General features: G+C 45.2%; 7 protein-coding genes and 2 tRNA genes. 2 read left to right on the top strand and 7 right to left on the bottom strand.

The window, feature by feature from the left end; genetic code table 11:
• Positions 1-266 precede the first annotated feature (266 nt).
• From ftsH to spoIIE, 6 genes are all read right to left on the bottom strand, one after another.
• Positions 267-2,258: an ATP-dependent zinc metalloprotease FtsH gene (ftsH, locus tag CHI10_RS20870; RefSeq protein WP_095246066.1), complete on the bottom strand. Its 1,992-nt coding sequence runs from the start codon at positions 2,256-2,258 to the stop codon at positions 267-269.
• A gap of 142 nt (positions 2,259-2,400) precedes the next feature.
• Positions 2,401-2,949 (bottom strand): hypoxanthine phosphoribosyltransferase, encoded by a 549-nt coding sequence (gene hpt / locus CHI10_RS20865; protein ID WP_095246065.1) that lies wholly within the window; start codon positions 2,947-2,949, stop codon positions 2,401-2,403.
• A gap of 20 nt (positions 2,950-2,969) precedes the next feature.
• Positions 2,970-4,358: a tRNA lysidine(34) synthetase TilS gene (gene tilS, locus CHI10_RS20860; protein ID WP_095246064.1), complete on the bottom strand. Its 1,389-nt coding sequence runs from the start codon at positions 4,356-4,358 to the stop codon at positions 2,970-2,972.
• 161 nt (positions 4,359-4,519) lie between these two features.
• A complete protein-coding gene (locus CHI10_RS20855) occupies positions 4,520-5,497 on the bottom strand; it encodes a serine/threonine protein kinase (protein ID WP_095246063.1) in 978 nt (325 codons plus the stop codon).
• Complete coding sequence (locus CHI10_RS20850) at positions 5,466-6,203, bottom strand: VWA domain-containing protein (RefSeq protein WP_061793575.1); 738 nt, start codon at positions 6,201-6,203, stop codon at positions 5,466-5,468. Before CHI10_RS20850 ends, CHI10_RS20855 begins: the two co-directional genes overlap by 32 nt.
• A 90-nt stretch (positions 6,204-6,293) precedes the next feature.
• Positions 6,294-8,774 (bottom strand): stage II sporulation protein E, encoded by a 2,481-nt coding sequence (gene spoIIE, locus CHI10_RS20845; protein ID WP_095246062.1) that lies wholly within the window; start codon positions 8,772-8,774, stop codon positions 6,294-6,296.
• Positions 8,775-9,130: 356 nt separating this feature from the next.
• On the opposite strand from spoIIE, the gene CHI10_RS20840 reads away from it, so the two are divergent.
• Positions 9,131-9,204, top strand: a tRNA-Met gene (locus CHI10_RS20840).
• Between the two features lie 43 nt (positions 9,205-9,247).
• Positions 9,248-9,319, top strand: a tRNA-Glu gene (locus tag CHI10_RS20835).
• A gap of 128 nt (positions 9,320-9,447) precedes the next feature.
• Here CHI10_RS20835 and CHI10_RS20830 read toward each other — a convergent pair.
• Positions 9,448-9,903: a S1 domain-containing RNA-binding protein gene (locus CHI10_RS20830; RefSeq protein WP_095246067.1), complete on the bottom strand. Its 456-nt coding sequence runs from the start codon at positions 9,901-9,903 to the stop codon at positions 9,448-9,450.
• Positions 9,904-9,933 lie beyond the last annotated feature (30 nt).

Below are 9,933 nucleotides of genomic sequence, written 5' to 3'. Positions count from 1 at the left end.
CATTGAATAGGCTTCCTCGATTGAACACCGCACGAAGGAAATGCGTCAGCATTTTCGAGGATCAAGTGCCTTCCGCTCCAATCAACTCAGAGGTCTAATAAAGTTACATGCCTAAATAACAACAAACCTTACGAATACAGCCTTATTTTTTCACTGAAAACATCATATCACAACTGCTGTTGTTTCGTGTAATCGAAAATTCCGGGCGGTCTTGGAAATGATATTTTTCGGCAAAAAAAAGCGCCCCTGGAGGCGCTTTTCGATTATTATTTGTCTTTGCGTTCTTCGTCGATGGCAGGAGGCACATCCGCTTCTGCGGGGCTTGAGCCTTCCCTTGTTTCAGGGATTTCGCCTGTTTCAGCAGGATCCTCTTTCTTGATGCTGATGTTTACTTTCACATCTTCATCCGTTGAAATGGAAGTCACTGGACGATCTGGCAGTCTGCCATGGTCTGATAAGTGCTTGATTTGTTCCGCATCAAGCGTTTCAACTTCAAGCAATGTATTGGCGATCAGATTCAGCTTATCGCGGTTTTCTGTTAAGAGCTTTCTTGCTCTTTCATAGGATTCCTTGATAATGCGCTGGATCTCAAGATCGATTTCATATGCGATTGCATCTGAATAATTCTGTTCATTATGGAAGTCACGTCCAAGGAATACCTGGCCGCCCTGAGACTGACCGAACTGCAATGGGCCGAGCTTGTCGCTCATTCCGAATTCGGTTACCATGCGGCGGGCAATGCCTGTCGCACGCTGGAAGTCATTATGGGCACCTGTGCTTACTTCACCAAAGACGATTTCTTCAGCCACACGTCCGCCAAGCAATCCGACAATTTTGTCGAGAAGCTCAGGCTTTGTCTGGAAGTAGCGGTCTTCTTTCGGAAGCATTACTGCATATCCTCCGGCCTGGCCGCGCGGCACAATTGTAACCTTATGAACCATTTCTGCTTCATCAAGCACTAAACCGATGACTGTATGACCTGCTTCATGGAAAGCAACGATGTTTCTTTCCTTCATAGAAATAACACGGCTTTTCTTAGCGGGACCGGCAATTACACGGTCTGATGCTTCATCTAAATCTGTCATATCTATCTTTTTCTTATTTCGACGGGCTGCGACAAGGGCCGCCTCATTCAATAAGTTTTCTAAGTCTGCTCCTGAGAAACCAGGTGTACGCTGCGCAATAGCCTTTAGGTTGACACTCTCATCAAGAGGTTTATTGCGTGCGTGTACTTTAAGTACAGCTTCACGACCTGTTACATCCGGGCGGTCAACTGTAATCTGTCTGTCAAAACGTCCCGGACGCAATAATGCCGGGTCAAGAATATCCGGACGGTTAGTGGCAGCAACGATGATAATTCCTTCGTTTGCTCCAAATCCATCCATTTCAACTAGAAGCTGGTTAAGGGTCTGCTCGCGTTCATCATGTCCGCCGCCTAGGCCGGCACCACGCTGACGCCCTACAGCATCAATTTCATCGATAAAAATAATACATGGCGCGTTCTTTTTCGCATTTTCGAATAAGTCGCGGACACGGGAAGCACCCACACCGACGAACATTTCAACGAAGTCAGAACCGCTTATTGAGAAGAACGGAACGCCCGCTTCACCGGCAGCTGCCCGTGCAAGCAAGGTTTTACCTGTTCCCGGAGGTCCCACAAGAAGAACCCCTTTAGGAATTCTGGCTCCCAATTCAGCAAACTTGCGCGGGTCTTTAAGGAACTCAACGACCTCAACAAGCTCCTGCTTTTCTTCATCGGCGCCTGCAACATCTTTAAAGCGCACTTTCTTTTTGCTTTCATCATACAGCTTGGCTTTGCTTTTGCCGAAGTTCATCACACGGCTGCCTCCGCCCTGCGCCTGGTTCAGCAGGAAGAAGAATAGTATGAAGATGATGATGAAAGGAATGATTGACGTAAAGAATGTAACCCAGCCGCTTGTTTCCTTAGCCGGCATAACATCGACATCCGATGTCTGGGCTAATTGATCCACACGGTCAAGGATATTATCATTGTTCATGATATAAGTCAGGAAGTATTTGTCTTCCTCATATCCTTTAAGCTGACCCCGTACTTCAAAAACACCTCTCTCAGGCTGAAGGGAAATGGACGTAATATCGCCGCTTTCCAAGTGATCAACAAATTTATTATAAGAGATGTGCTCCGTTGGTTCATTGTTGCCGTTAAAGAAGCTGACAACTCCAATAATGACTAAAAATATTAATAAATAAAAGATGGTATTCCGGAAGATCCGATTCATCCCTTACCTCCTCCCACGGTAAACAAACTATAGTGTATAGTATCATAGAAAATCGTGCCAATACAAGGAATTAGACTTCTTAAAACCGGGTGATTCTTGTTTCAGTAAAGGGCTTTAATCCAAGATCATACTTAGGATTTCCTTAATCGTTATTGCTGTATACTTCCGGCTTAAGCACTCCAATATATGGAAGATTGCGGTACTTTTCCGCATAATCAAGGCCATAGCCGACTACGAACTCATCAGGAACAATAAATCCCACATAATCAGCTTTGATATCAGCCTTTCTTCCAGTTGGCTTGTCAAGCAGTGTTACAATCTTAATGCTTTTCGCTTTTCTGTAGCGGAACAGCTCAACCAGATAGCTGAGTGTCAAGCCGCTATCGATGATATCTTCAATGATCAGAATATCTCTGCCTTCAACAGAAGTATCAAGGTCTTTCAGGATTTTCACTTCTCCTGAAGAAACCATTGAATTCCCATAGCTTGATACATCCATGAAGTCCATCTCAAGATATGTATCCACACGCTTTAAAAGGTCGCTCATGAAAGGCATTGCCCCTTTTAAAACACCAATGGCAAGCGGGAATCGGTCCTGGTATTCTTCAGTAAGTTCAGCAGCAAGGGATTTAACCTTATCCTGCAGCTCCTCTTCCGAAATCAGTACTTTTTCAATGTCATTTTTCATCATTTAATGTGCCCCCTAGAAGATCATTGCTTTATGTATTTTAAAATAATATAGCTGGTGCAGGATTGCTGCTGCCTATCATCATGCGATTTCTTCAAACCAGGCACCCATAGGATCCTGCCTTGTGCATCTGTCACGATTGGCCAGGTTTTCCGATCATGCAGCGGAATTTTATGATCGATGAAAATGTCCTTAATCTTCCGGGACCCCTGCATTCCTTTAAGCGTCATGCGGTCTCCCTTTTCTCTTGTCCTGATAATGATTGGAAAAGAAACACTCTCCCTGTCTATTGCCAGGGTATCATTGTTTAGAATTCCATCAGGACAGGCAGCATATTCAAGGATAATCGATCCGCCGTTTGGGAGTTTAATGCTTGCAGGTTTGAAGATTTCATATCGATAGGATTGTACAGTTTCCTTCGGGAATAAAAAGGTGCATTGCCGGTAGGAGCGTACAATATGTAAACCGCCTGGAAAATCTAAATTTCCCGATGGATGAGGACTTTTCATTAAGGAAAAAACACTCTCTATATGAGATGCCGATAACGATGCCGGCCTTTCCTTATAAAGATAGTTTAATATTAGTTGAATCCCTCTCCTTTGTAAAGGCATTGGCATTGCCTCAAAAGCATCGATATCCACACTAATTTCCTCATTGGCATTCTTTTTCATTACTGTATTCATTTTATGGACGGTTAATTCCTGCAGATATGCTTCATCACTTTGCAAATCTTCACTAAATCTTTGAAAATGCTCATGCACCTGGGGATTTTCTTTTCTCAGGAATGGGAGCACTTCCTGCCTGAAACGGTTGCGGCTGTATATGCCTTTTTCATTGCTTGGATCCCGCCTGGGGTTCAGGCATTCTTTCAGGCAGAAGCTTTCGATTTCAGCTCTATTCAAGCACAGGAAAGGGCGGATGATCGTATAATCGCCAAATGGACGCTTGAAGGGGATCCCTGCTCTTGCGCTGCCGGCGCTTCCCCTTGTGAGACGCATTAAAATGGTTTCAACCTGATCGTCGCCATGATGTCCCAGCGCTATATAGTCTGCCCCATATTTCTCGGCTATTCTTTGAAAGAAGCTGTAGCGGCAATCCCTGGCAGCGGTCTGTGAACTCTTCCCGGACTTCTCCATATACTCAGGCACATTCACTCTTTCCATTTCAAATGGAATGGCTTTGTCCCTGCAGTAATCCTTCACAAACATGGCGTCCTGAAGAGATTCTTCACCTCTGAACATATGATCGACATGTGCGGCAATCAGTTCTGTCTGATATTGCTGCTGCCTGCTCCAAAAATAATGGAGCAGGGCGATGGAATCCGGCCCTCCTGATACACCGATTACTATTTTCTTATTTTTTAAATCCAATCCCTTTTTCTTAAGGAAAGCACTCACTTTCTCTTCGAGCATAGGCTTCTTCCTTATCCAATTTAAATATATTTACTACTACCCCTGCAAAAGGCAGCATAATCCTTCCTATAGAAAAGCATATCATTATTAAAGGGTAAATATCAAAAGGGATTAAGCTTATAATACGGATCAACGAAAAGAAAGTTTCATTTATTTCATTTTCAAAGCAGCTGCCCATAAATATATAAGAAATATAGCAGGCTTACAATAAGGGTAATCAGCAGGGTTTCAAAGAAGCTCCCTTTCTGTTTTTTCTGCCTGTTCATTTGCCTGCTGGCAGGCTGAGGGCTGGCGGTTTGTCCGGGATTTCTGCTTACCGTACTCCTTTGCGCCGGATTTGCACGGGTGAGCTGGAGCATATCGTTTCTCATTTCACCGGCTGAGCTATACTGGCCCTGCAGAGCATTCAGAATAACATCTTCGTATTTCAGCAGTTCTTTCTTTTGGCGGACCATCATTTTGAGCTGTTTAAGGTCACCGGTTGTCTTGGCAAACCTTTTTGGATAGGCCGTATTGATTAAAATCATGGCAGCAGCAAAGAGATCATAAGCAGGGTCAGCCTTTCTGGTCCCGAGTCCCCAATAGCCGCGATCATAAAACTCAGTAAATTCCTTTATTGCCCTTCCCTGAATGGTGGTGCCGCCCACATCAATGGTGCGAATTCTCGATGGAGGACCTGTTACGATCAGATTATCCGGCTTTAAATCGCCGAACACCCAGCCCGCTTTATGGAGTGCATCCAGATCGTTCAGAAGCTGTACAATTAAAACACCGGTCCAGGATGGCCCCTTCTGCTGAATGTATGTCAGCAAATCAGGACCCTGTATATATTCCATTACATAGAATGAAACCTTACCGCTCCTTCGTTCCCAATCATCGACATCAAGCAAAGAAGGCCCGAGGGCAGAGCCTTGGACCTTTGCAAAGGATTTAAGGACGTTCACTTCGGACGTAATGGACATCCCGTTATCACTCATTTTCAAAGCAACCTGCTGATTTTGGTTTTTGGCGAGATACACAATCCCATTAGCACCATACCCCAATTCCTTTACAATGGTATATCGGCTGCGGTGCCACTTTCCTTCAATCACAGTACCAGGGTTTACTTTACACTGACTCTTCAAAGAATGATTCATCATCACGGGAAAGCAGACTCCTTAATGAACGTTTTTTCTTGAAATGGTTTAGTGCTTCATGAATGGCCGGGCCTGTTGGCGTAATCCCGCCTGTTGTCAATTTCGAAAATATGCTGGTCAGCGATTCAAGATTCGGTGTCCAATCCAGCAGTTTTTCGACATCTTTCTTTTTCCCGGGAAATACGAACACAGAAAAACGGTTATCACCAGAGCGGGCATTGAGGCTCAGGGACAGATCCAGCAGGGCTTCCTTAACGGTCGGGAGCTTATGTTTCATGCTTGCACTGGTATCCACGAGGACCAGCACTTCAAGCTCGACCGTCTCACCCAATTCATCTACGACCTCCATCACTTCGCCGCGCTGATCAGGCGGGAGATCCTCCATTGTTTTCGAACCGCCCAGAATCTGCTGGAGCTCTTTGTTCACCACTCCCTGAAGTGTCTGGGTCATGGCTTTTCTCGTCACCATCTGTACCGTCTGGGAAAGCTGCTGAGAGTAGACGACCTGACTGACTCCGCCTCCTGACATGGCGATTCCTTCAATTTCATTCATTCCCTGTTCATCAATGACATCCTGCTCCATAACTCCGATTACATTCACGGTTATTCCCTGCTCCTTGGCCAGAGCCGCCATGGCAATGGGATCTTCACCCTGATTTGAACAGCCATCCGTTATCAGTAAAATCTGCTTCAGTGTTCCTGTTTTCATTTGAAACTCCCCTCCACATATGAGTTGTTAGCATTTTCGACTGAATGGAAGGGAATTATACATAAAAATACTTCTCGATGAGCAAATTAATCAGTTGGCTTTTTGGCGGATGGCGTGCACAGGGATGCTTGTCCATTTCGGTGTATTATGCTTAACCTTTGAAACCACCACTGTCATATCATCCTCTATATTTCCAGACCTTGACCTGATCACCTCTTCCATAATGAGATCGGCCACTTCCTGCGGATCGTCCGTCTTCAACTCGGATATTTTGCGCTTCATCCACAAATCAAAGTTCTCCACATGTTTCGGCCCTTCAAACACACCATCACTCATCATGATCAATAAATCACCGGCTTTAAGCTGCTCACTGACCACATCAACATCAAATTCCTGAATGATGCCCATCGGAAGGTTGCTGGCCTGAATTTTCATTACCTTAGGACCTCTTTTTACAAAGCTTGGAGTTGATCCAATTTTCAAAAATTTTGTGTCAGCATTCTGCAGATCAATCATAGCCAGATCCAAAGTGGAGAAGATTTCGTCTGTGGTCCGCAAAGAAAGAACGGAATTGACGGATTTAATGGCAACCTGCTCTTCAATGCCCGATTGAAGAATTTTCTGCAATAGCTGAAGTGTTTCCTGGCTTTCCGCATGGGCCCTTTCCCCATTGCCCATTCCATCACTGATCGCAATCGCATACTTTCCGCAGCCCAGCTCAATGGTGGAATAGCTGTCCCCGGACACTAGGCCCCCGTCCTTCGCAGCATGCGCCACGCATGTTTCAACCACGAATGCCTTGGCTGACCGGAATGTAACATGGCAGTATCCATTCGGAAACGCGGCACATTCCTCTGAATTTACTAATATCGTTTCTCCCAAAATATCAGATAGCATCGGTGCAATGAGCTTTTCACATTCCCCATGCCCCTGGCAGTATGGGATGGTCATATCAATGTCGACATTTCCCTGCTCCAGGCTGTAGATTTCCACCTGCTCGATATGAATGCCAAACTCCTGAAGTGCCTCAAGGATCTGTTCTTCCTGTTTATGATGATTTTCCCGCTCTCTCTGAATTTCCTTGGCAAAGTCACCCATCACTTCCGAAACACCCCTCAGCTGGTCGGCTACCAGCCTCCTGCTTTCCTGAACCTGCTTCTTCAGCTTTTGGTTCGCTTTATAATAAGTCAGCTCTTGCTGAACGGCTTCTGTTACTTTTTTCGATCTTGTGCAGTACTTTTCCCAATCCCTCGCAAGCTTTGGAGAAAGGGCACCTTCGTTGTTGTCCACATCATGCATAATATCCATCATATAGTCATAGGTTGTATTAAAGTTCTTTGACCAGCAGTGATCCTTCTTAAAGCAAGTCTGACAGGTTTTCTCCGTTACATTGCTTAAGAAATAATCCACTTCCCTGTCACCGTCCTCTTCCCATTGGGACGGCTCATCATGAGAGGAAAAGCTTTTTGAAAGAGCCTGAAAGACGCTCGAAAACTGGGCAACGCGCTGTGCTGTCACATCACGCATTTTTCTCATATATTGCTGCTGTTCTGCGGCATATTCAGGTGTTCCCGGGACTTGCTTAGCCAATTTCATTGTAAGTGCCTGCGGTGTTAGTAAAAATAAGAGAATGGCCGCACCTGTTTCTGACAGAGTTTTCATGAGATTTCCGCTGCCCTCTCCATACATGCCCATCAGGAGTGTCGCAACCAGCAGGCCGAATGCCACTCCAACCTTCCTGCCTTCTTTTAAAAGGCCGCCTAAAAGGCCCGCAAAAGCAAGCAGACTCATATGATAAAAGCTCGATATATTCGCAAGGGAGAAGATCAGGCCGGTTACCACCCCTACTGTAGAACCGACTGTAGCTCCTGCCACAAAGGCGAAGAGCAGGACAAGGTAGCGTGACATAATATGCTCCACTGAAAGATCATAGACCGTCCAGCCGATGGTTCCCGTCATGACAGAAGCCAGCATAATGATCAGGCAGACGATTTCTTCGGTTTTCAGTGATTGTCTGCGTTTATTTATGGATAAAAGCGGCAGTCCCTGCAGAAAAATAAGCGTCAGGATGAAGCCAAGGCTCGACTCGACACCGGCCATCATGCCATCATATAAAGTCAGCTGCCCCTTTATAATGAAGGCCTCCAGGAGCTTGCCTGCCAAGAGAGTGAAAAATACATAAAAAGGCAGTGCCCTGATTTCATTGGACAGCCATTTCTTTGAGACCCGGAAAGCGAATAAAAAGATGAAGGTGATTCCAAAAGCAGATACCGCATTGGATATGGATAATGTGGCGGCGCCTGCCATTAATCCCACCAGTGCCAGGGGTGCCTTATCCCTTCGTATGAAATATACCGCGGCAAAAAACGGAAGGCTAAATGGGGTAAGCTTCGCCAATATCAAGGCTCTTCCAAGCAAAAAGCCAATGATCAGCAGAACATAGCCTTTTTTCAGAAAGAAATTCTCCAGCCCTGATTGGAGCTTTTTTAAGCCTTTGGCAATATCCAGTTTCGGTTTGTTGAAGGGCACTTCCCCGATCGGCTCCATTACATTCCTTTCTACCTTTTCCATTAAACTACACTCCCCATTTTTTTATCGTTGCTGACAATTATAAAATCAAGCGCTCCAGAAGTTTGTCAAAATAGCGGACAAGCCCAGGCTTTTCGTTCGACGGTTTTCCACTATATATGGGGATAGATAACAAGATTTAAAATGGGACTTCCTGAGGTTCGGTTTAGTTCTGACAAAAAAAGTAAACAAACCGCTGGAATGACAGCTTTCTGTCAAAAGCGAAGCATGGAAGAAATTGACGAAGCGGCAAGGGAAATTTACGACATATTTCTTTTAATATCTTATTGACTTCCTTTTTAAAAATTTGTATGATAAATCTTGTGCTTCAGGGCACATCTAGTAATCTATTGAAATTTGGCGGTGTAGCTCAGCTGGCTAGAGCGTACGGTTCATACCCGTGAGGTCGGGGGTTCGATCCCCTCCGCCGCTATCATGAAATGCGCAAGCGCGTTGCCCAAATCTATTATTATCCCGGCCCGTTGGTCAAGCGGTTAAGACACCGCCCTTTCACGGCGGTAACACGGGTTCGAATCCCGTACGGGTCATTTCAAAAGAGCGTCAGCCTTAGGCTGGCGTTTTTTTGATGGCTGAATTTGCGTTATTAAACAGCACAAAAAAACAAGCCCACCCGGACTTGTTTTCCATCCTGCTATATAGATCGATCAGCAGCAAGTTAGCCTCGCTTAGCTCCTCTTCCTCCGCGCTTGGATTCAGTATGGCGTTTTAGCGATGACAGACGATCTTCGCTGTCCTTCAGGAAACGGGCCATTTTGGCTTCAAAGTTTTCTTTAGGGCGATAGTCGTTTGATCGGTTTTGGCGAGGGCGGCCAGAATTGGAATTCGGTCTGTATTCTTTTCTGTCTCCTCTTTCAGGTCTTTCAGAACGCTCAGGCCGGTCTTTTGCCTTTTTGATGGATAATCCAATCTTGCCGTCCTTTTCGACATTAATGACTTTCACTTCAACCATGTCACCCACTTTTAGGTGCTCATTAATATCTTTTACATACTTGTCAGCGACTTCACTTATGTGCACCAGACCGGTTGAGCCTTCCGGCAGCTCCACAAATGCTCCGAAATTTGTAATGCCTGTAACCTTTCCTGTTAACTTGCTGCCTGCTTCGATTGACATTAAAAAAACTGCCTCCTTGAAAGATATAAA

Source organism: Bacillus sp. 7894-2, from assembly GCF_002272225.1.
Classification (GTDB): Bacteria; Bacillota; Bacilli; order Bacillales; family Cytobacillaceae; genus Cytobacillus.
This window is presented reverse-complemented; position numbering and strand designations above follow the sequence as displayed.

Bases quoted from the DNA above. Each gene is read 5' to 3' on its own strand.
- ftsH (WP_095246066.1), bottom strand. From the start codon at position 2,258: ATGAATCGGATCTTCCGGAATACCATCTTTTATTTATTAATATTTTTA.
- hpt (WP_095246065.1), bottom strand. From the start codon at position 2,949: ATGATGAAAAATGACATTGAAAAAGTACTGATTTCGGAAGAGGAGCTG.
- tilS (WP_095246064.1), bottom strand. From the start codon at position 4,358: ATGCTCGAAGAGAAAGTGAGTGCTTTCCTTAAGAAAAAGGGATTGGAT.
- CHI10_RS20855 (WP_095246063.1), bottom strand. From the start codon at position 5,497: ATGATGAATCATTCTTTGAAGAGTCAGTGTAAAGTAAACCCTGGTACT.
- CHI10_RS20850 (WP_061793575.1), bottom strand. From the start codon at position 6,203: ATGAAAACAGGAACACTGAAGCAGATTTTACTGATAACGGATGGCTGT.
- spoIIE (WP_095246062.1), bottom strand. From the start codon at position 8,774: ATGGAAAAGGTAGAAAGGAATGTAATGGAGCCGATCGGGGAAGTGCCC.
- CHI10_RS20830 (WP_095246067.1), bottom strand. From the start codon at position 9,903: ATGTCAATCGAAGCAGGCAGCAAGTTAACAGGAAAGGTTACAGGCATT.